The following is a 22,569-nucleotide window of genomic DNA, read 5'->3' on the forward strand; positions in this document are numbered from 1 at the left end:
GGCAAAATTTTTTGGATGTTTTCCGACCCGCCGGGTGCGGCCCTGGATCCCGCGCGCGAGCAGAGATTGACAGCAAAATCACATCTGGGCGCTTACCAGGAGGCGGCAACGGCCGGGCACATGCGGAAATGCCGGTTCCGACCGCCCATTTTCGAGCCGGAAACGCCTGTGCACGAACGCTGGATGAGGGTTTGCGCGCCTCGCTCGATGCGAGCCGGCGCCCGAAGTTGTGATTGACTACACGGGCACTGCGGCGTCCGACGCTTGCAGTCCGACCTAGTTCAGGATGCGCCCAAACCCCCTTTGGATGCTCTTACGAGGATGAGGAAGCAACGAATGAAGCTTGTTGACAGGTTTCGCGGTGCCGTGACGGGCATGCCGCGCCGACTCGTGGTGGGAGCCGTCGGTGCGGCCCTGCTGTCGGGTCTGATCGGCGCCGTCGGAGGCACTGCGACTGCGGGGGCGTTCTCCCGCCCCGGCCTGCCAGTGGAGTACTTGCAGGTGCCGTCGGCCGCGATGGGCCGCGAGATCAAGGTCCAGTTCCAAAGCGGTGGCCCCAACTCGCCGGCGCTCTACCTGCTCGACGGTATGCGCGCGCAGGACGACTTCAACGGCTGGGACATCAACACCCCGGCGTTCGAGTGGTACTACCAGTCGGGTATCTCGGTTGCCATGCCGGTCGGCGGGCAGTCCAGCTTCTACTCCGACTGGTACAAGCCCGCCTGCGGTAAGGCCGGTTGCACCACGTACAAATGGGAGACCTTCCTGACCAGCGAACTGCCGCAGTACCTGCAGAGCCAGCGGCAGGTCAAGCCAACCGGCAGCGCGGCGGTCGGCCTGTCGATGGCCGGTTCTTCGGCGCTGATCCTGGCGGCCTACCACCCCGACCAGTTCATCTACGCCGGCTCGCTGTCGGCGCTGCTGGACCCGTCGCAGGCGATGGGCCCCTCGCTGATCGGCCTCGCCATGGGTGACGCCGGCGGCTACAAGGCCGCCGACATGTGGGGTCCCAAGGACGACCCCGCCTGGCAGCGCAACGACCCGTCGCTTCAGGTGGGCAAGCTGGTCGCCAACAACACCCGCATCTGGATCTACTGCGGTAACGGCAAGCCGTCCGAACTCGGTGGCGACAACCTGCCCGCGAAGTTCCTGGAGGGCTTCGTGCGGACCAGCAACATCAAGTTCCAGGACGCCTACAACGCGGCTGGTGGCCACAACGCGGTGTTCAACTTCGACGCCAACGGAACCCACAGCTGGGAGTACTGGGGCCAGCAGCTCAACGCGATGAAGCCTGACCTGCAGCGCGTGCTCGGTGCCACCCCGGGTGGGGGCGGTACTCCGCCTGCCGCCGCGGCTGGTGCCGGCGGTACCGGTGCCACCCACGGCGCGTAGGGGTCTGCTGAATCATCGGTTGCCGACTGTGGGGCTTACGTACGTGAAACCTTAGGTTTTCGTACCTAGGCCCCACAGTCGCGTATGAACCCTGAGCCGTTGAGCTGGCCCAGGACTCGCGCCTGTTCACTAGTCAAGAAACGGTTGCGCTGGATAGGGTTCACACAGCAATCGACCCATGGAGGTGGACATGAGGGGCATTAGGCGTCTGTCGGCGGTTCTGCGGCTGCTCTACGTTGCCGTGCTGTCGATCGGGATCGGCGGTGTCATGGTTACCGCTGGTTCCACCGGCACGGCCAGGGCAGCAGGGTATGAATCCCTGATGGTGCCGTCAGCAGCCATGGGTCGTGACATCCCGGTGGCCTTCCTGGCCGGCGGGCCGCACGCCGTGTACCTGCTGGATCCCTTCGACGCTGGTCCAGATGTCAGCAACTGGGTCACCGCGGGCAACGCGATGAACACGCTGGCCGGTAAGGGCATCTCGGTGGTGGCACCCGCCGGCGGCGCCTACAGCATGTACACCAACTGGGAGCAGGACGGCAGCAAGCAGTGGGAGACCTTCCTGTCCCAGGAGCTGCCTGACTGGCTGGCCGCCAACAAGGGCCTGGCGCCCGGTGGTCACGGCGCCGTCGGTGCCGCTCAGGGCGGGTACGGCGCGATGGCGCTGGCCACCTTCCACCCCGACCGGTTCGGCTTCGCCGGCTCGATGTCGGGCTTCCTGTACCCGTCGGAAACCACCCTGAACGGTGCCATCCTGGCCGGGCTGCAAAAGTACGGCGGCGTCGACGGCAACGGCATGTGGGGCGCGCCACAGCTGGGTCGGTGGAAGTGGCATGACCCGTGGGTCCACGCGTCGTTGCTGGCCGCCAACAACACCCGGGTCTGGGTCTTCGCGCCCAAGGTCCAGACGGCCAGTGACCAAGCGGCCATGATCGACGTTCCCGATCAAGCCCTGGGCAGCAGCCTGACCTTCTACCAGCAGTATCGGAACGTCGGCGGACACAACGGCCACTTCGACTTCCCGGCCGGCGGGGACCACGGCTGGGGATCGTGGAGCGCCGAGCTGGGCGCCATGTCGGGCGACATCGCCGGCGCCATCCGGTAACCACTCAGGGCCATACCGTCCGGCTCTGAAGAACGCTTACAACCGCTGCCCGAACGCCTACCATGGCGCAATGGTTGAGCCGGTCGTCGTAGAGCATTCGCGTTCCATGTCAGTCGGTGTCGAGGACGCGTTCCACGGCACCTTGATGATGGATGTCCCAGCTGTGTTCCACCGTTGGTACGGGCCGTTCCCGCCCATCCGCCAAGTGCTCAACGAGCCCAATAAGTGGGGAACTGTGGGTCAGACCCGAACTCTGAAAATGGCTGGTGGCGGTAGCACGCTAGAGGAATTGACCAAGGTCGATGCTCCACACTGCTTCGCCTACCACGTAGGAAATATCAAGGGCCCGTTGTCCTTGGCTGCCAGCGGCATCGACGGCGAATTCGAGTTCACGCCGGCCGACACGGGTACCAAGACAACGTGGCGCTGGACGGTTTATCCGCGATCGGCCCTGACGCGGCCGGCCGTCGCGATGCTCGGAAAGGCCTGGCACGGCTGGGCTCGCCAAGCGCTGGACGAACTCTCCGAGCGGCTCGTTCACTGATCCTCGCCGGTACCGCGCGCAACCGTGTGCTTGGCTGGCGCCTGAGCGGACCCGGGTCAGCGCGGCACCGGCTCCCGGTGCGGAGCCGGTACCGTGTAGGCAAGTGCAGCAGAGGTCGGGATGGCCGCGTCGCTGCCACCTACCGACACTGTCAGCAGGAGACCCCGTATGGCCAAGCGGGCCAAGAACGCACGACGCAAGCGGCACCGGATCCTGGCCTGGGTTGCTGCCTGCGGGATGGCGACGGTGGTCATCGTCGTGATCGTGGCCATCGTGCTCATGCTGCGCACCCCCAAGTCACCGCCCAGCGCGGTGCCGCCCGAGGGGCTGCCGCCGTCCGCAACCGCGACTCCCCACCCGCACAAGCCGCGACCCGCATACCAGGACGCGTCTTGCCCCGACGTCCAGCTGATCAACATCCCGGGCACGTGGGAGTCGTCGCTGCAGGACCCGCCGCTTGCCCCGATTCAATTCCCGAACGCGTTGTTGCACAACGTAATTGGGACGCTAGCCCAACAATTCGGCCCGTCCCGGGTGCAGACGTTCACCACGCCCTACACGGCGCAGTTCCATAATCCGCTGTCGGCGGACAACCAGATGTCCTACAACGAAAGCCGGGCGCAGGGCACGCAGGCAACGCTGCGAGCGATGACGGACATGACCACCAAGTGCCCGTTGACCAGCTATGTGATCATCGGTTTCTCGCAGGGCGCGGTTATCGGCGGCGACATCGCCAGCGACATCGGCAACGGCCGCGGGCCCGTCGACGACGACCTCGTGCTCGGTGTGACGTTGATCGCCGACGGCCGCCGCCAGGTGGATGTGGGCAAGCAGATCGGACCCAACCCGCCGGGCGAGGGCGCAGAGATCACCCTGCACGAGATACCAATCCTGTCCGGCCTGGGCCTGACCATGACCGGCGCGCGGCCCGATGGCTTCGGCTCGCTCAACGACAAGACCAATGAGATCTGCGCCCCGGGCGATCTCATCTGCGCCGCCCCGGCCGAGGCATTCAGCATCTCCAATCTGCCGAACACGCTGAACACGCTGGCCGGCAACGGCGCTCAGCCGATCCATGCGATGTATGCCACCACGCAGTTCTGGAACGTGGACGGCGCCCCGGCAACCGACTGGACGTTGAACTGGGCGCACGGACTCATCGAGAACGCGCCGCACCCCAAACATGGCTGAACCGCCCGAAGCGTTCGGGGCGGGAGAAGCCGCGTCGTTCGACACGCTTTAGAGCGCCGATGGTGGGCGCGAACAGAGGTACCTTGTGATTTGGTATGCCGCGCGCCTCCCCTTAACATTAAGAGAAAACTAAGAGCGATCAGAGCATTGTGGTTGACCCGATCGGGTCGCAGCTGGCACCGACTCGGCGCCGCGCACGCATGCGCGGTGCGAGGGTCGGCACGCGTGCAGAACGCCGGTAAAGCCGGCCTAGGAAAGACTTGGAAAGACACCGTCGGCGAAGCCGACCAGAACGGATACGTCGGCGAAGCCGACCAGAACGGATACGTCGGCGAAGCCGACCTAAATGAGTATGTGACAGGAGAGCCGCATGGTGTACCACAACCCATTCATCGTGAATGGGAAGATCAGGTTCCCGGACAACACCAACCTGGTCAAGCATGTCGAGCGGTGGGCCAAGCTTCGCGGCGGCAAGCTGGCGTACCGGTTCCTGGACTACTCCACCGAACGCGAGGGTGTCGAACGCGACATCTCGTGGTCGGACTTCAGCGCCCGCAACCGTGCCGTCGGCGCTCGGCTGCAGCAGGTGACCCAGCCCGGTGACCGCATTGCCATCCTGTGCCCGCAGAACTTGGACTACCTGGTCGCCTTCTTCGGCGCGCTGTATTCCGGCCGGATCGCGGTGCCCCTGTTCGACCCGGCGGAGCCGGGTCACGTAGGCCGTTTGCACGCGGTGCTCGACGATTGCACCCCATCGACGATCCTGACCACCACCGACTCCGCGGAGGGCGTCCGCAAGTTCATCCGCGCCCGTTCGGCCAAGGAACGGCCGCGTGTGATCGCCGTCGACGCGGTGCCCAACGAGGTAGCCGTCACCTGGCAGGAACCGGAAGCCACCGAGGGCACCACCGCGTACCTGCAGTACACCTCGGGTTCGACCCGCACCCCGACCGGCGTGCAGATCACCCACTTGAACTTGCCCACCAACGTGCTGCAGGTGCTGAACGCGCTGGAAGGCACCGAAGGTGACCGTGGTGTGAGCTGGCTGCCGTTCTTCCACGACATGGGTCTGATCACCGCGCTGCTTTCGCCGGTGTTCGGCTACAGCTTCACCTTCATGACCCCCGCCGCGTTCGTGCGCCGGCCCGGCCGCTGGATTCGCGAACTCGCCCGAAAGCCAGGCGAGACCGGCGGCACCTTCTCGGCCGCGCCGAACTTCGCGTTCGAACATGCCGCGAACCGCGGGGTGCCCCGCGACGACGAGCCGCCACTGGACCTGAGCAACGTCAAGGGGATCTTGAACGGCAGCGAGCCGGTGTCGCCCGCGTCGATGCGCAAGTTCTACGAAGCCTTCCGGCCCTACGGCTTGCCGGAGACGGCGGTCAAACCGTCCTACGGCCTGGCCGAGGCGACGCTGTTCGTCTCGACGACCCCGATGGACGAGCCGCCGACGGTCATCCACGTCGACCGCGAGGAGCTGAACAACCAGCGTTTCGTCGAGGTGGCCGCGGATGCGCCGAATGCCGTCGCGCAGGTTTCCGCCGGCGTGATCGGCGTCGACGAGTGGGCCGTCATCGTCGACCCCGACTCCGCCAGCGAGCTGCCGGACGGGCAGATCGGCGAGATCTGGCTGCACGGGAAGAACCTGGGCACCGGCTACTGGAACAAGGAAGAAGAGACCAACCACACCTTCCGCAACATCCTCAAGTCGCGGATCAGCGAGTCGCACGCCGAGGGCGCCGCTGACGACGGGCTGTGGGTCCGCACCGGCGACTACGGCACCTACTTCAGGGGACACCTCTATATAGCGGGCCGGATCAAGGACCTCGTCATCATCGACGGCCGCAACCACTACCCGCAGGACCTCGAGTTCACGGCGCAGGAATCGAACAAGGCGTTGCGTGTCGGCTACGTCGCTGCCTTCTCGGTGCCGGCCAACCAGCTGCCGCAGAGCGTGTTCGACGACCCGCACGCCGGCCTGAAGTTCGATCCCGAAGACACCTCCGAGCAGTTGGTGATCGTCGCGGAGCGGGCGGCAGGTACGCACAAGCTCGACTACCAGCCCATCGCCGACGACGTCCGGGCGGCCATCGCCGTCGGGCACGGGGTGACCGTGCGTGACGTGCTGCTGGTGCAGGCCGGGACCATCCCGCGTACGTCCAGCGGCAAGATCGGCCGTCGCGCATGCCGCACCGCCTACCTCGATGGCAGCCTGCGCAGCGGCATCGCGTCCCCGACGGTCTTCGCCACCGAATCCTGAGCAACCAAAAAGGTACCCATGTCTGAGATCGACGATTCTGCGGAGCACACCGACAGCACCGATACGGCGAACGCGCCCGGCAAAAAGGCCGAACTCACGGTCCCCGAGATGCGGCAGTGGCTGCGCAACTGGGTGGGCAAGGCCGTCGGCAAGTCACCGGACTCGATCGACGAGTCGGTGCCGATGGTGGAGCTGGGTCTGTCGTCGCGCGACGCCGTGGCGATGGCGGCCGACATCGAGGACCTGACCGGCGTCACGCTGTCTGTCGCGGTGGCTTTCCAGCATCCGACCATCGAGGCGCTGGCCACCCGGATCGTCGAGGGCGAGCCGGAATCGGAGACCTCGGCTGACGACGACAATGTGGATTGGTCGCGGGCCGGCGCGGCCGAACGCGTCGACATCGCCATCGTCGGGCTGTCCACGCGGTTCCCCGGCGACATGAACACCGCCGACGAAACCTGGCAGGCCCTGATGGAGGGCCGCGACGCGATCACCGATCTGCCCGAGGGCCGGTGGTCGGAATTCCTCGAAGAGCCGCGGCTGGCGGCGCGCGTCGCCACCGCACGCACCCGCGGCGGCTACCTGAAGGACATCAAGGGCTTCGACTCGGAGTTTTTCGCGGTGGCGAAGACCGAAGCCGACAACATCGACCCGCAGCAGCGGATGGCGCTGGAGCTGACCTGGGAGGCGCTCGAGCACGCCCGCATTCCGGCGTCCAGCCTGCGCGGCAAGCCCGTCGGTGTGTACGTCGGCAGCTCCACCAACGACTACAGCTTCCTGGCCGTCTCGGACCCCACCGTCGCGCACCCCTACGCGATCACCGGCACCAGCAGCTCGATCATCGCCAACCGGGTGTCCTACTTCTACGACTTCCGCGGCCCGTCGGTCACCATCGATACCGCGTGCTCGAGTTCGTTGGTGGCGATGCATCAGGGCGTGCAGGCACTGCGCAACGGCGAGGCCGACGTGGTGGTGGCGGGCGGTGTCAATGCCCTGATCACCCCGATGGTGACGCTCGGGTTCGACGAGATCGGCGCGGTCCTGGCGCCGGACGGCCGGATCAAGTCGTTCTCGTCGGACGCCGACGGCTACACCCGCTCCGAGGGCGGCGGCATGGTGGTCCTCAAGAGGGTCGACGACGCGCGGCGCGACGGTGACCAGATCCTGGCCGTCATCGCGGGCAGCGCAGTCAATCACGACGGCCGGTCCAACGGTCTGATCGCCCCCAACCAGGATGCGCAGGCCGAGGTGCTGCGCCGGGCCTATAAGGACGCCGGCATCGACCCGCGCACCGTCGACTATGTCGAAGCGCACGGCACCGGGACCATCCTCGGCGACCCGAGGGAGGCCGAGGCGCTGGGCCGCGTCGTCGGCAAGGGGCGCCCCGCCGACCGGCCGGTGCTGCTGGGCGCGGTCAAGACCAACGTCGGCCACCTGGAATCGGCCGCCGGCGCGGCCAGCATCGCCAAGGTGGTGCTGGCCCTGCAGCACGACAAGCTGCCGCCGTCCATCAACTTCGCCGGGCCCAGCCCGTACATCGACTTCGACGCGATGCACCTGAAGGTAATCGACCAGGCCACCGACTGGCCCCGCTACGGCGGCTACGCCCTGGCCGGGGTGTCCAGCTTCGGCTTCGGTGGGGCCAACGCGCACATGGTGGTGCGGGAGGTTTTGCCGCGTGACGTGATCGAGCGGGAACCCGAGGCCGAGCCTGCCCAGCCGGTTCAGACCGAAGCCGCCGCCCAGACGGCCAGTCTGGAAGGCCATGCGCTTCGGTTCGACGACTTCGGCAACATCCTCACCGACACGCCGGACGCGGAAGAACCCGAACCCGAACTTCCGGGCCTAACCGAAGAGGCGCTGCGGCTCAAGGAAGCCGCTCTGGAAGAGCTTGCCGCGCAAGAGGTTACGGCTCCTCTCGTTCCGCTGGCCGTGTCGGCGTTTCTCACGTCGCGCAAGAAGGCCGCCGCCGCCGAGTTGGCGGACTGGATGGAAAGCCCCGAAGGCCGCGCATCGTCGCTGGAGTCGATCGGCCGGTCGCTGTCGCGGCGCAACCACGGCCGCTCCCGCGCCGTCGTGCTGGCCCACGACCACGACGAGGCGATCAAGGGTCTGCGCGCGGTTGCCGCGGGCAAGCAGGCGCCGAACGTGTTCAGCACGGACGGGCCGGTGACCAACGGCCCGGTGTGGGTGCTTGCCGGCTTCGGTGCCCAGCACCGCAAGATGGGCAAGAGCCTGTACCTGCGCAACGCGGTCTTTGCAGAGTGGATTGACAAGATCGACGCCCTGATCCAGGACGAGCGCGGCATCTCGATTCTCGAGATGATCCTCGACGACGCGGTGGACTACACCGGCGACACCGTCGAATACCCCATCGAGGCCGTCCAATTGGTGATCTTCGCCATCCAGATCGCGCTCGGTGAGCTGCTCAAGGCGCACGGCGCCAACCCGGCCGCGGTGATCGGCCAGTCGCTGGGTGAGCCGGGCGCCGCCTACTTCGCCGGCGGGCTCTCGCTGCGCGACACCGTGCGGATCATCGTCCCGCGCGCCCGGCTGATGGGCGAGGGCGAGGCGATGCTGTTCGGCGAGTACATCCGGCTGATGGCCCTGGTGGAATACTCCGCCGACGAGATCAAGACCGTGTTCGCCGACTTCCCCGATCTGGAGGTCTGCGTCTATGCAGCTCCGACCCAGACCGTGATCGGCGGCCCGCCCGACCAGGTGGACGCGATCATCGCCCGCTGTGAAGCGGAAGGCCGCTTCGCCCGCAAGTTCCAGACCAAGGGCGCCAGCCACACCGCGCAAATGGATCCGCTGCTCGGCGAGTTCACGGCGGAGCTGCAGGGCATCCACCCCATGCCGCTGACGTGCGGCTACTTCTCGACGGTGCACGAGGGCCGCTATATCAAGCCGGGCAGCGAGCCGATCCACGACGTCGAGTACTGGAAGAAGGGCCTGCGGCATTCCGTCTACTTCACCCACGGCATCCGCAACGCCGTGGACAGCGGGCACACCACGTTCCTGGAACTCGCTCCCAACCCGGTGGCGTTGATGCAGGTGGGTTTGACGACGGCTGCCGCCGGTCTTCCTGACGCCCAGCTGATCCCGACGCTGGCCCGCAAGCAGGACGAAGTCGAGTCGATCACGTCGACAATGGCCCAGCTCTACGTGTACGGCCATGACCTGGACATCTGGACGCTATTCACGCGGGCTTCCGGTCCGCAGGATTACGCGAACATTCCGCCGACCCGGTTCAAGCGCAAGGAACACTGGCTGCCCGCGCACTTCTCCGGCGACGCCTCGGTGGTGATGCCGGGTAACCATGTCGCGTTGCCGGACGGCCGGCACGTCTGGGAGTACGCGCCCCGGGACGGCAAGACGGACCTGGCTGCGTTGGTGAGAGCCGCTGCCGCACAAGTGCTTCCGGACTCTCAGTTGACGGCGTCCGAGCAGCGGGCGGTGCCCGGCGAGGGTGCCCGCCTGGTCACCACGATGACCCGGCATCCCGGCGGCGCCTCGGTCCAGGTCCATGCGCGAATCGACGAATCGTTCACGCTGGTGTACGACGCATTAGTGGCCCGCGCCGGATCCGAGGCGGTGTTGCCGACGGCGGTGGGCGCCGGCACCGCAGTTGCGGCCGCGGCCGGTCCTGCGCCGGTCGCGCCGGAAGCGGCCGCAGAGGACGAAGACGCCGAGACCCTGTCGGACAGCCTGACCAGCCGCTACCTGCCCACCGACTTCGTCAAGTGGTCGCCGGATTCCGGCGAGACCATCGCCGACCGGCTGGGCAGCATCGTCGCGGCGGCGATGGGCTACGAGCCCGAGGACCTGCCGTGGGAGGTGCCCCTGATCGAGCTGGGCCTGGACTCGCTGATGGCCGTGCGCATCAAGAACCGCGTCGAGTACGACTTCGACCTGCCGCCCATCCAGTTGCAGGCGGTGCGCGACGCGAACCTCTACAACGTCGAGAAGCTGATCGAGTACGCGATCGAACACCGCGACGAGGTGGAGCAGCTGCACGAGTACCAGCGCAGTCAGACGGCGGAGGAGATCGCCCGGGCGCAGGCCGAATTGCTCAGCGGTGCAACGCCTTCGACGGTGCTGGCGCCCGCACCCGATCCGCAGGCCGAGCCTGCGACCCAGCCCGCGGAACCGGCTGAGCCGGCGGGGCAGTCACCGCCTGCCGTGGAAGGGGCCATCCCGCCCCCGCCGACCGACCCGTCTGGCCCGTCGGGCACATCCGGTGCCGGGGGGAACGGCGCGCAGCCGAACCTGGCGGCCGCCGCGGAGGCGCTGAACCAGCAGGCCGTCGCCGCCGCGCTCAACTCCGACGTGCCGCCACGCGACGCCGCTGAGCGCGTCACCTTCGCCACCTGGGCGATCGTCACCGGCAAGTCACCCGGCGGCATCTTCAACACGCTGCCGCAGCTGGATCAGGACAGCGCCGCCAAGATGGCACAGCGACTCTCGGAGCGCGCCGAAGGGCCAATCACGGTCGAGGACGTGCTGAGCTCGTCGAACATCGAGGAGCTGGCCGACAAGGTGCGCGGATACCTCGAGGCCGGCCAGATCGACGGTTTCGTCCGTACTTTGCGGGGCCGCCCGGAGGGCAGCTCGAAGGTGCCGGTGTTCGTGTTCCATCCGGCGGGCGGGTCGACCGTGGTCTACGAGCCGCTGCTCAACCGGCTGCCGGCGGATACGCCGATGTACGGCTTCGAGCGGGTGGAAGGCACGATCGAAGAGCGTGCAGCGGCCTACGTTCCGAAGCTGATCGAGATGCAGGGCGACGGGCCCTACATTCTGGCCGGCTGGTCGCTGGGCGGCGTGCTGGCCTACGCGTGCGCGATCGGGCTCAAGGGGCTCGGCAAGGACGTCCGCTGGGTTGGGCTGATCGACGCGGTGCGTGCGGGCGAGGAGATTCCGCAGACCAAGGAGGAGATCCGCAAGCGCTGGGACCGCTATGCCCGGTTCGCCGAGAAGACGTTCAACGTCACCATTCCGGAGATCCCGTACGAGCAGCTCGAGCAGCTCGACGACGAGGGCCAGGTCCGGTTCGTGCTGGACGCCGTCCGCGAGAGCGGCGTGCAGATCCCGGCCGGGATCATCGAGCATCAGCGCACGTCGTACCTGGACAACCGGGCGATCGACACCGCCCAGATCCAGCCGTACGACGGCCATGTCACCCTCTACATGGCCGATCGCTACCATGACGACGCGATCATGTTTGAGCCGCGGTACGCCGTTCGCCAGCCGGACGGCGGCTGGGGCGAGTACGTCGCCGACCTCGAGGTCGTGCCCATCGGTGGCGAGCACATTCAGGCCATCGACGAGCCGATCATCGCCAAGGTGGGCGCGCACATGAGTCGTGCGCTCGGCGACATCGAGCGGCAGGCGGTCAAGTCAGAACAGGTGAGGTAGGGCAAGTAGTGACGGATTTAGCGGCAGAACCAACTCCCGTCCTGCACACCACCGCCGAGAAGCTGGCCGAGCTGCGCGCCCGACTGGAGCTGGCCAAAGAGCCCGGCGGCGAGAAGGCCGCCGCCAAGCGCGACAAGAAGGGCATCCCGAGCGCCCGAGCTCGCATCCACGCGCTGGTCGATCCGGGCACCTTCCTCGAGGTGGGGGCACTGGCCAAAACCCCGAACGACCCGAACGCCCTCTACGGCGACGGGTGCGTGACCGGGCACGCCATGATCGACGGGCGCCCGGTCGGGGTGTTCTCACACGACCAGACGGTGTTTCAGGGCACGGTCGGTGAGATGTTCGGCCGCAAGGTCGCTCGCTTGATGGAGTGGTGCGCCATGGTGGGCTGCCCGATCATCGGCATCCAGGACTCAGGTGGCGCGCGGATTCAGGACGCGGTCACGTCGCTGGCCTGGTACGCAGAGCTGGGCCGGCGGCACGAGGCGCTGTCCGGGTTGGTGCCGCAGATCTCCCTCATCTTCGGCAAATGCGCCGGAGGAGCGGTGTATTCGCCAATCCAAGACGACCTGCTGGTATCCGTGCGCGACCAGGGTTATTTCTTCGTCACCGGACCGGACGTGATCCGGGAAGTCACCGGCGAAGACGTCACCCTCGACGAGCTCGGCGGCTCTGACGCGCAGGCCGGCTACGGCAACATTCATCAGGTGGTGAACACCGAGGCCGAGGCGTTCCAGTACGTGCGTGACTACCTGTCGTTCCTGCCGTCCAACTGCTTCGACAAGCCGCCGATCGTCAACCCCGGGCTGGAACCCGAGGTCACCCCAACCGATCTGGAGCTCGACGCGATCGTGCCGGACTCCGACAACGCGGCTTACGACATGCACGAGATCCTGCTGCGGATCTTCGACGACGGCGACTTCTTGGACGTCGCCGCGCAGCACGGGCCGGCCATCATCACCGGATACGCCCGGGTCGACGGGCATCCTGTGGGCGTAATCGCAAACCAGCCGATGGTGCTGTCCGGCGCGATCGACAACGAGGCATCGGACAAGGCGGCGCGGTTCATCCGGTTCTGCGACGCTTTCAACATCCCGCTGGTGTTCGTCGTCGACACGCCCGGCTTCCTGCCCGGCGCCGAGGAGGAGAAGAGGGGCATCATCAAGCGCGGCGGGCGGTTCCTGTACTCCGTCGTCGAGGCTGACGTGCCGAAGGTGACCATCACGGTCCGCAAGTCCTACGGCGGCGCCTACGCCGTGATGGGCTCCCGGCAGCTGACCGCGGACTTCAACTTCGCGTGGCCGACCGCGCGCATCGCCGTGATCGGCGCCGAGGGCGCCGCGCAGCTGCTGATGAAGCGGTTCCCGGACCCGACGACGCCGGAGGCGCAGGCGATCAAGAAGGACTTCATCGAGGGCTACAACCTCAACATGGCAATCCCGTGGACGGCTGCCGAACGCGGGTTCATCGACGCGGTCATCGATCCGCACGAGACCCGGCTGCTGCTGCGAAAGTCGATGCGCCTGTTGCGGGATAAGCAATTGTGGTTCCGTGTCGCCCGTAAGCACGGCCTGATCCCGGTCTAATTCGCTTGGCGAGCGACACGCCGATTGAGCGTCGCCGGACTCACACTCAGGGCGTGAACGCGCCGTCGACCAGCTCGCCGAAACGCTCCAGCGCCTCGTCGGTCTCGGCGTCGATGCCGCGCAAAGGCCCGCGATCGGCCAGATACCGCTGCGCGTACAGCCGTGCGACGAGCCCCTTGCGGTCGGCGCCGCGGGTGTCCCGCTCCCACGCGGCCTGTTCGGTGAGCAAGGCGGCGGCGTACACGTCGCCCATGAACACCGCCAGCGGGAACAGCCGCGCCTCGGCCACCGGCCGGTCGAGCTTGGACCAGGCCGTCGTCGCCGCCTCGAGATCGTCGATCCGCGACGCGACCAATTGTGTGGTCTGGTCGTCGTCGGAAACCGAAGCCGCGTCGCGCATGCGAGCTAATAGCGTCTCGTGCGCCTGCGTCTGCTCGATGCCGCGCCGCACGTCCAGGCACAGGATGTTGTCCGGACCCTCCCAGATGGTGTTCACCTGCGCGTCGCGCAAAAGCCTTGCCACCGGCCAGGTTTCGATGTAGCCGTTGCCGCCGTGGATCTCGATCGCGTCCGAGGCCGCGGTGATCCCGAGCCGGCAGACCTTGAGCTTGGTGACCGGCACCGCGATGCGCTGCCGCAGGCTTCGGGGCTGGCGGTGGTTGGTTGCCCCGATGCCGTCGAACACCAGCGCCTGCGCGGCCTCGATGTCGACGATCAGCTCGGCGAGCTTGCGGCGCATCAGCGGCTTGTCGATCAGCGGGCCGCCGAACGCCTGCCGCTGCCGGGCGTAGCACAGCGATTCGACCAGCGCCCGACGCGCATTGGCCAGCCCGAACAGGGCGATGCCGAGCCGCGCGGCGTTGGTCAGCTCCATCATGCGGCCAAGTCCCTTGCCGTCCGACGGGCCGGAATCTCCGGAAGGCTGCTCCGACAGCAGAAACGCCTCGGCGTCGACGAACTCGACCTCGCCCGAGGCGACCGAGCGGGTGCCGAGCTTGTCCTTCAGTCGCCGCACCCGCACCCCGTTGCGGGAGCCGTCGCGGCGCGTGCGCAGCACCAGGAAGTTGGCGACCCCGCGGGTCGAATCCGGCGCGCCCTCGGGTTTGGCCAGCACGACGAACGCCTCGCCGGCGCAATTCGACGCGAACCACTTGAAGCCGTTCAGCAGCCACGCGTCTCCGGACCGTCGAGCCGTCGTCTCCAGCGCTCCCAGGTCGGAGCCCCCGGTGCGCTCGGTGAGCAACTGCGCGGTCTCGCCGGCCCATTCGCCGGAGTCGAACCTGGCCAGCACGTGTTCGCGTACGTCGGCGGGCGCATAGGCGGCCACCAGCGACTGCACCATGCCGCCGCCGGTGCCCAGCGCGCAGCCCATCCCGATATCGGCCTGGTTGAGCAGGTAGTTGGACGCGAACATCGGCAGCGACGAACTCAGCCCCGCGCTGCGCGCTTCAGCACGCAACGTCCGCTGCGCGTCCAGGACGGCGCGTTTCGATGCCGTGAACGATGCGGGCATGACCACCCGGCTGACGTCGTGGCCCCACCGGTCGTAACGCTCCAGCCGCGGCGGGTTGCGGTCGGTTTCCTCTGCCCACCGCGCCACCGGACCACCCATCAACTCGCCGATACGCGTCAAATGCGGCTCCGCAAAGGCGAATTCGTCGGGCCGCAGGTAATACGACATCAGGAATTGCAGGCTGGGATCGGTGAGGTACCAATTGAGGCCGACGGCTCCGCGATAGTTGTCCGTTTGGTACCGCTGCGCTTTTTCCGGGGTCGAGAAGGGCAGCCGGTCCACGGCCTCCAAGTCGTAGTCGCTCACACCGCGACGGTATTACAAAAGCGTGGTGTTACAAGCCTTTAGGTGGGCACCAAGAACTCGGACGTGTAGTACTCACCCGGATCTTGAGAATGCGGACTGGGTCGTTCGACGATCACCCACACGCCCGTCGTGCCCGACCGGAGGGTGTCTTGAACAGTCGTCCTTCCGACGCCGGCCGCGTCGGTATCCAGGCCCGCGAAAGCGGTACCCGGAGCCCCGGGGCCACAGCCTGCCGATGAGGGCCGGGGTTCCTGAATCAGCCCGACGTCGAAATGGGTGCCCGGCATCGGCGAATCCGACAGATAAACCTCGGCGACAGCTGTGGACCCACTCTTGTGAATACGGACCGAGCCGGTGGCCAAAGCGGGCTCTTGGCCAAGGGGCGGGGTGCTCACGGCGCTGAAGTCACAATTTCGCAGAGTCGAATCCAGAGCAACAATTGTGCCGCCCTGATCAGCCGAGGCGACGGCGATGCCGGTCGCAAAAGCCGAGGAAGTGACCAGTGTGATTGCCGCGGCGGATTTCGCCATTGTTGTACATGTGCGCATTTACCCACCATTGTTTTGATTGATTTGCGGATCCGGAGTATTGACCGTATACGCAAAACTAAAACCCGGTCCAGCACAAATTCTTTGAATTCAATTTCGTTAGTTAGCTGAAGAAATTCAATTCTTACGGTTTGATCCGGATCTTGCCCGGCGACCACAACCCGCTACGGGTCGCGGTGCCCAACTGAAGCTGGGCCGGTCCCGCATCCACCAGGGTGTCGAATTTGCGCAACGAGCCCCAGTCGCGGCCCCAGTCCCGCGACAGGTAGGTCGACATGACGTGGGCCCGCAGCAGCAGATCGGTGATACCGAGCAGGCCGCCGTTGACGCCGTCCTGCCAGGTGTCGGTGTCCTGTTTCTTGGCGTTGTAGTCCGGCGTGATGCGGAATTTGGGGATGTCGGTGACGCCGTTGGCATGCAGCATCGGCTGCTGGCATGGGAAGGCCAGCCCGACCGCCCAGTCCATCAGCACCGGCTGCGACGACCCGACATACTCCTGCAGGGAACGCAGCTCCGGCACCCGCGGCGGGGTCACCGCGATCCAGTCCTCCGGCGTCAGGGACAGGTCCTCGGCCACCACCCGGACCGCGACCGCGTCGGCGGGCATCTGGGAACGGGCGAAGCGCAGGTTACGCCACGCCTTCGGCTGTTCGCCGTACAAGTCGTAGGGCACCAGTCGCCCAGCCGGCAGCAGGTCACCGCCGGGACCGGGCCTGCCGTATTCGAGTACGACGGTCTGCCCGGAGGTGTGGTGGTGCAGGATGCTGTTGCCGGCGATCGTGCCCGCGGCGGTCACCACTACCAGCGGGTGTCCGGCGTCGGGCTTCGGCAGCTGGTACCAGGCCGAGGTCAGGCGGCTCTGCTGCTGCGGGCCGGTGGTGTAGCTACCGGCCACCGGAACCTGGTCGGGGTTGAGACCGTAGGGCAACGGGAGTAGGGATCCGTTGATTCCCGGGGCCGTCAGCTTGGTTGGCCCGTACCAGTCGTAGTCGGTCCCGGGCTGCGGTACCGCCGTCTCCCGGACCGCTTCGGCCAGAGTGCGTTCCGGTGCGCCGTTGGGGCTGAATCCTGTTGGGCTGGTCCCCCCTAATGGGCCCAATGGGCCCCAAGGGCCGTAATTGTCTGGTAGCGGCGCCATAAAGCCGGCGTTGCTGTCCGGCTCGACGAGCACGTCGTCGGCCAGCCCGCAACCGCCGCTGAACTCGCGCAGGTTGTCCCAGGCATTGGAGTAGGTGGGATACTGCCGAACGATGCCGGCCACCATCGATGCGACGAACACCAGCGCCATGAAACCTGCCGCGAGGGGGACAGGCGCCGCCGTCATCGCCCGGGCTAGCCGGCCCTCGCCATGGCTGGTATCGGCGAAGTGTAGCCAGGCCGCGTACACCGCGGTAATCGCGAATAGCGCGAAAAAGATTGCGCTGATTGAGATTCCGCCGATTTTCGGCATGGAGCTGTTGAACGGCACGCCGTAGCTCGAGACGTACCACCAACCGTTGGTGGTGGCGAAGCAGAGCGCTAGCACGAACAAAACCGCCGCCAGGAACGCCATGCGGTTGCGCGACCAGCGCAGCACCTTGGGTGAGACCAGCACGGTAGTCAGTGCGGCCATCGCCGCGCCCACCGCGGCGAACAGCCCGAAGTGGTGCACCCACTTGGTGGGGGTGAACATCAAGAAGAACATGGTGCCGAAGATGACACCCATCAGCCGCCACGCCGGCCCGCGGGCCACGCCGGGAACCCGCTTGCGCCGCAACATGATGAACACCGCTGTGAACAGGCAGAGCGCGGTGATCAAGAACCCAAACCGGCGCGACAACGAACCGTCGACCGTGGGCAGGATCAGGTAGTAGTAGCGCAGATTCTCGGTGTACCAGGCCTGGCTGGGCCCAATCGCGGTGCGAATCCTGGTTGCTTCCAACACCGTTGACAGGGTCTGGTCAGCGAACACGACGGTGAAGATGACGAACCCTGCAGCCAGCATCGGGGCCACCAGCGGCCAGGTACCGACAACGCGATGGCGGCGGACCAAAATTCGCAGGATCGGACGGCCACCGGCAACCAACGCGGCCACCGCGATCAAGCCCGTGGGCTGCACCCCCAGGGTGAACGCGGCGGTCACCACCGCCAGTGCCGCCGGCGTCAACCGAGAGGCGCACATTGAGCGCTCGATGAGCACATAGGTGATCAGCGAACCGACCGCAATGATCGGCTCGGGACGAAGGCCGTTGTTGAACGGCATCCACGCGGTGAGCAGTACCAGGCCGGCCGCCCAGTTGGCTGCCGTGCTGGCGGTTACCGCTGGCCCCAGCCGGGGCAACACCTCACGCGAGAGCAGCAGCCAGCACACCAGCCCGGCGACGAGGTCCGGCAACCGCATCCACAAGCTGCCGTCGCTGACGTGGGTCATCAACGCCAGCAGGTTGTAATACCAGCCGAAGGGATCTTCCGGGCTGCCGAACCAGCGGAAGTAATTGGACATGTAGCCGGCGTGGTCGGCGACTCGGGCCATGCCCAGGATGTAGCCGTCGTCGGAGGAGTTCGCCCCGATCACGTGCCACAGCACGAACCCGAAGATCACCGTGGTGTCGACGAGGGTGAATTTCTTCCAGCGAGTCGGGATCAGCCGGTGCATCCGGCGACCGTCCAGCTGGTCCAGCCGCCAGAGCGCGACCAGCGCAATGATGGTGGACAGAATGGCGCCCACCATCGCCAGAAGTTTCAGTGTCGTCGGGGTGGTGGAGAATCGAGCGTCAATGGTCGCCGAGAACTTCAGCCCCGGCGGCGCGGGACCGGTGAGGTCGGTGAACAGCCCGACGATCTGCGGGCGCAGGTTGGGGTCGGCGAAACCGCCGCCGAGCGGCTTACCCGCCGGGTCGGTCAACCCGACGAATGTGGCGAAAGTGCCGGCACGAGTGGACGTGATCTCGATGCTGGAACAGCCGGGGACACCTGCGGCGCCCGCGGCCTGATCCCGCGACGCGCTGGCAATCACTACGTTGCGGTCGGTGACATCGACGCGCTTGCTGCTAACGACGACGAACAGCGCGTTGAGTGCGGCGTCCTTGCCCTTCTTGGGCGCAGTGCTCAGCACCACGCCGCCCTCGGGTGGCAGGTCTCGGACCACGGCGCATGGCACGGTGGCCGTCACGTCGACCGGGCTCAGGGAAATGAGTGGCGCTGTCACGTTATTGAGTTGGCCATTCTGTGGCCAGTTCAGCGTCGCGGTGGTCTGCACGACCGGCAGCAGCGGTGTCGCGATCGACAACACGAAGCCGATCAGTCCGGCGATCGTGGCAACCCACCGGGTGACGCGGACGTCGTCGCGCGTACGGCCGACAGCTTGTTCTTCCTGCTCGATGACGCTCACGGTAGTGCCCGAATCGGTCCTTGCCGGCTCCAGCCGTTCACGGTCATCACACCCTGTTCGACGACGGCAGCCGGCGCCTGGTCACTGGGCACCAGAGGGTAATACTGCTCGACCGATCCCCAGTCGCGATACCAGTCGCCGCGCAGATACGTCGAGATTGTCGAGGTCCGCAACATTGCCTGGGTCAAAAGAAAGGGACCGCCGGTCTCACTGGCCTCCCACCCGTTGGACGACGACGCGGTTTGTTTGTGATCGGGCAGAATCCGATATCCCGGAAGTTCGGCAACGCCAAGGTGTTCGGAGAACGGCCGCTGGCACGGGAAGTTCGCGGCGGTCGCGATGTCCATCAGCACAGGTGTGCGCGATCCGATCAACTCCTGCAGGGTCTGCAGCACCGGGACCCGCGGCGGTGTGAACGCGAACCACTGCTCGGAACTCAGGTTTGGGTCGTAAGCGACGATGCGTGCCGCGTTGGCCTCCGGGGGCGCCCAGGTCAGCGGGAACCGCAGATTGCGCCACGCCGGCTCCGGCCCGATGTCGATCGGATACACCTCCGCAAGCGGCTGGGTGGTGCCGTCGGGGCGAGCGACGCCCCACTGCAATTTCAGCTGCTGCCCGTAGGTGAAGGTGCCGTCCTCTTTGTACGACCAGATAGCACCGGCGGCGGAAACCACCACCAGCGGCCTTTCGCCGGTTCGGGGCGGCAACTGATACCACGCCGAGGTCGCGGAGGCGGCCAGCGAGTTCTCGCCGTAACTGCCCATCACCGGTGTGCGGGCCGGGTCGAGTCCGAACGGTAGCGCTACGTGCGACCCGTTGACTCCAATCGGGCCCTTCCCGCCGGCCGTGCCCGCGGAGTCACTCATCGTGGCGTTGGGCTTGTTGGGCGACCCGGTGGAATTCACCACCCCAGGTTTGGTCACCACCGGGTACGACCTCAGGTCGTCGCCCACCCCTTCGGGTTTGAAGCCGATCGGGTTGACACCGCCGAGCGGGCCGTCCGGTCCGAACGGCTGACCCGGAACCGGCTGCAGCAGGCCAACATTGGGGTCGGGTTCAGTCAGCACGTCGTCGGCCATCGCGCAACTGGTGAGCCCTGAAGTCAGGGCAGCCAGGTTGGCTTTGGCGGTGGTGTAGACCGGGTAGCGGAAAGCCGCCCCCTTGGCCAGCGAGCCCACTTCGCCCAGCACCATGATCACTGCCACCACCAGCAGGGGCGTGGAGGCCAGCACCCGGTTGCGCCGGTTGTCCTGGACCTCGGTGTGCCCGGCGTAGTCCATCCGGAAGTGGTACCAGGCGGCGAGCAACCCAGTGATGATCGACAACGTCAGGAACATCGATGTCACCGGGTGGCTGGCGACGACGGGCTGGATGTCGTACCACGGCACTCCGTAGTTGCCGACGTAGAACCACCCGTTGACTCCCGACGTGGCCCATGCCAACACGAACAGCAGCGCGGTGACGTACAACGCCAGGTTGCGTCGGCTGTGCAGGCCGATGCGCGCCACGGTGAATGCGGTGACCGCGCCCAGCGCCCCGGCCAGCCCGGCGAAGGCACCGAATTGAACTGCCCACTTGGTCGGCGTGAACGTCAGCAACAGCAACCCGACCGCGGTGGTTCCGATCAGCCGCCAAGCCGGGCCGCTGGCCAGCCCCGGCACCCGGCCACGCCTCAGCAGCACGAATAACATGCCGAACAGGCACAGCAGCAGCACCAGCACAGCGAAGCGCCGCGCCATCGACCCGTCGGGGTTGGATTCGACCGTGAGGAAGTAGTAGCGCAGCCAGTCCTGGTACCAGGCGATGGTCGGCCCGACCTTGTATTTGATGCGAGCCGACTCGGCGACGGTGGCCAGCGTCTGCGCCCGGAAGACCACGACGGTGATCAGCGACAACGACGCGGCCAGTACTGCCAGCGGTGCCAGCAACCCGTCGGTGGCCTGGCGGCGGCGGATCGTCGCGGCGATGGCCCGGGCCCCGGTCAGCAGCGCGGCCAGCGCGATCAGCCCCTGCGGTGCCAGCGTCACCGTAAGCATCGCGACGATGATGGCGACCGCCGCCGGAACCAGCCGTCGCGCCGCGACCGAGCGTTCCACCAGCATCCAGGTGACCAGCACGCCCAGGGCGATCAGCGGCTCCGGTCGAAGGCCGTTGTTGAACGGCAGCCAAGCGGCCACGAACACCGCGCCCGCGGTATAGACGGCTGCCCGGTTGGCGGCCATGCCGCCCTTGCCCGGTCCCAGCCGCCGCAGTACGCAGCGGCTGATGAGCAGCCAGCACGCGATCCCGGCCAGCGTGGCGGGCAGTCGCATCCACACGCCGGCGGTGCTCACCGACGCCAGCTGGGCCAATACCGAGTGGTACCAGTCGAACGGCGCCTCGGTGGTGCCGAAATACCGGTAGTAGTTGGCGACGTATCCGGCCTGCGGCGCCACGCGGGCGATGGTCAGGTTGTAGCCATCGTCGGACGAAGTTGCGCCGATGACGTGCCAGAGCAGCAGCGTCGCAATCACAACCGCGTCGGCGATCCAGATCGTGGGGCCGATCCGCCACCACGACGGCCCGTGCGCGCGGGGGCGATACCGGGACAGCCAGGCGATCGGGGAGCGCCAGTCGCGCAGCGTGTCGTCGCCGCGGCTATGGCGGTCCAGCGCGGCCATCGCCACGATGGCGACGACGACGCTCAGCGCGCCGAGGATCATCAGGATCGCCTTCAGCGCCGTCGGCGCGACGATGAATCTGGTGTCCACGTCGATGCGCGCCGACAACCCAGGCTGGGCCGCGACCTTCATCTCGGTGAAGATCCCGCCGACTTGCGGCTTCTTCTCGGGGGCCAGGATCCCTCTGGCTCCGGGGATCCCGACGAAATCCGCACCCGCTGCGCCGGCGTCGGCCCAGATGTGCAGCACAGTGCACGCGCCGGCGGCCACAGCCGAGCGTTGTGCCACCGCGGCTACCGAGTCCCGGAAAGCGACGACGATCACATCTTTACTGGCGCGGACGAACAGCCCGTGCTTGCCGGCGTCCACGCCGCCGGACGGCAGGGTGGACAGCACCAGGCCCCCGTCGGCGGGCAAGGTGGCCATCGCCGCACAAGGGATGGAGATGTCCAGGGCCCGCGGTGCCCCGGAGACCAGCGGAGAGGTGATCTGCGTGACCCGATCGATACCGCCGTCCGCGGTGCTGCCCTGCGGCCACCGGATGGTCGAGGTCGTCTGCTTCACCGGAAGCAACGGAACCAGGGCGCACAACAACAAGCCCACGATGCCGGCGACGGTGGCGACCAGCCGTGGGATGCGCTGCGATCGCTCATTACCGTCGGGGGGCACGAGG

General features: G+C 66.9%; 11 protein-coding genes. 7 read left to right on the plus strand and 4 right to left on the minus strand.

Features of this window, described 5'->3' with window-relative positions; all coding sequences use genetic code 11:
• Positions 1-336: 336 nt before the first annotated feature.
• The 7 genes from ag85A to A9W99_RS20030 all read left to right on the plus strand — a co-directional run bounded on the left by ag85A (position 337) and on the right by A9W99_RS20030 (position 13,499).
• The gene (ag85A, locus tag A9W99_RS20000) at positions 337-1,392 is read left to right on the plus strand and encodes a diacylglycerol acyltransferase/mycolyltransferase Ag85A (RefSeq protein WP_067382154.1); all 1,056 of its coding nucleotides are present in this window, start codon (positions 337-339) and stop codon (positions 1,390-1,392) included.
• Between the two features lie 190 nt (positions 1,393-1,582).
• On the plus strand, positions 1,583-2,497 hold the full coding sequence (locus tag A9W99_RS20005) for an esterase family protein (RefSeq protein ID WP_067382253.1): 915 nt from the start codon (positions 1,583-1,585) through the stop codon (positions 2,495-2,497).
• Positions 2,498-2,567: 70 nt separating this feature from the next.
• Positions 2,568-3,041 carry an SRPBCC family protein gene (locus tag A9W99_RS20010; protein ID WP_067382157.1) on the plus strand — a complete coding sequence of 158 codons (474 nt, stop codon included), beginning with the start codon at positions 2,568-2,570 and terminating at the stop codon, positions 3,039-3,041.
• A 168-nt stretch (positions 3,042-3,209) separates the two neighbouring features.
• Positions 3,210-4,232: a cutinase family protein gene (locus A9W99_RS20015; RefSeq protein ID WP_067382160.1), complete on the plus strand. Its 1,023-nt coding sequence runs from the start codon at positions 3,210-3,212 to the stop codon at positions 4,230-4,232.
• Positions 4,233-4,602: 370 nt separating this feature from the next.
• The gene (gene fadD32 / locus A9W99_RS20020; RefSeq protein ID WP_067382163.1) at positions 4,603-6,492 is read left to right on the plus strand and encodes a long-chain-fatty-acid--AMP ligase FadD32; all 1,890 of its coding nucleotides are present in this window, start codon (positions 4,603-4,605) and stop codon (positions 6,490-6,492) included.
• 18 nt (positions 6,493-6,510) lie between these two features.
• Positions 6,511-11,910, plus strand: a complete 5,400-nt coding sequence (gene pks13, locus A9W99_RS20025; RefSeq protein ID WP_067382166.1) for a polyketide synthase Pks13 — start codon at positions 6,511-6,513, stop codon at positions 11,908-11,910.
• An 8-nt stretch (positions 11,911-11,918) separates the two neighbouring features.
• Positions 11,919-13,499 (plus strand): acyl-CoA carboxylase subunit beta, encoded by a 1,581-nt coding sequence (locus A9W99_RS20030; RefSeq protein WP_067382169.1) that lies wholly within the window; start codon positions 11,919-11,921, stop codon positions 13,497-13,499.
• 46 nt (positions 13,500-13,545) lie between these two features.
• Here A9W99_RS20030 and A9W99_RS20035 read toward each other — a convergent pair whose 3' ends face one another.
• The 4 genes from A9W99_RS20035 to A9W99_RS20050 all read right to left on the minus strand — a co-directional run bounded on the left by A9W99_RS20035 (position 13,546) and on the right by A9W99_RS20050 (position 22,565).
• Positions 13,546-15,318, minus strand: coding sequence for an acyl-CoA dehydrogenase family protein (locus A9W99_RS20035; protein ID WP_067382172.1), 1,773 nt, complete (start codon positions 15,316-15,318; stop codon positions 13,546-13,548).
• 38 nt (positions 15,319-15,356) lie between these two features.
• Positions 15,357-15,713 (minus strand): hypothetical protein, encoded by a 357-nt coding sequence (locus tag A9W99_RS20040; protein WP_253870099.1) that lies wholly within the window; start codon positions 15,711-15,713, stop codon positions 15,357-15,359.
• A gap of 277 nt (positions 15,714-15,990) precedes the next feature.
• Positions 15,991-19,236, minus strand: a complete 3,246-nt coding sequence (locus tag A9W99_RS20045; protein WP_082930116.1) for an arabinosyltransferase domain-containing protein — start codon at positions 19,234-19,236, stop codon at positions 15,991-15,993.
• Entirely contained in the window at positions 19,233-22,565 is a 3,333-nt protein-coding gene (locus tag A9W99_RS20050; RefSeq protein WP_067382178.1) for an arabinosyltransferase domain-containing protein, read from the minus strand. Before A9W99_RS20050 ends, A9W99_RS20045 begins: the two co-directional genes overlap by 4 nt.
• Positions 22,566-22,569: the final 4 nt, after the last annotated feature.

The organism is Mycobacterium sp. 1164966.3 (genome assembly GCF_001665395.1).
Lineage (GTDB): Bacteria > Actinomycetota > Actinomycetes > Mycobacteriales > Mycobacteriaceae > Mycobacterium.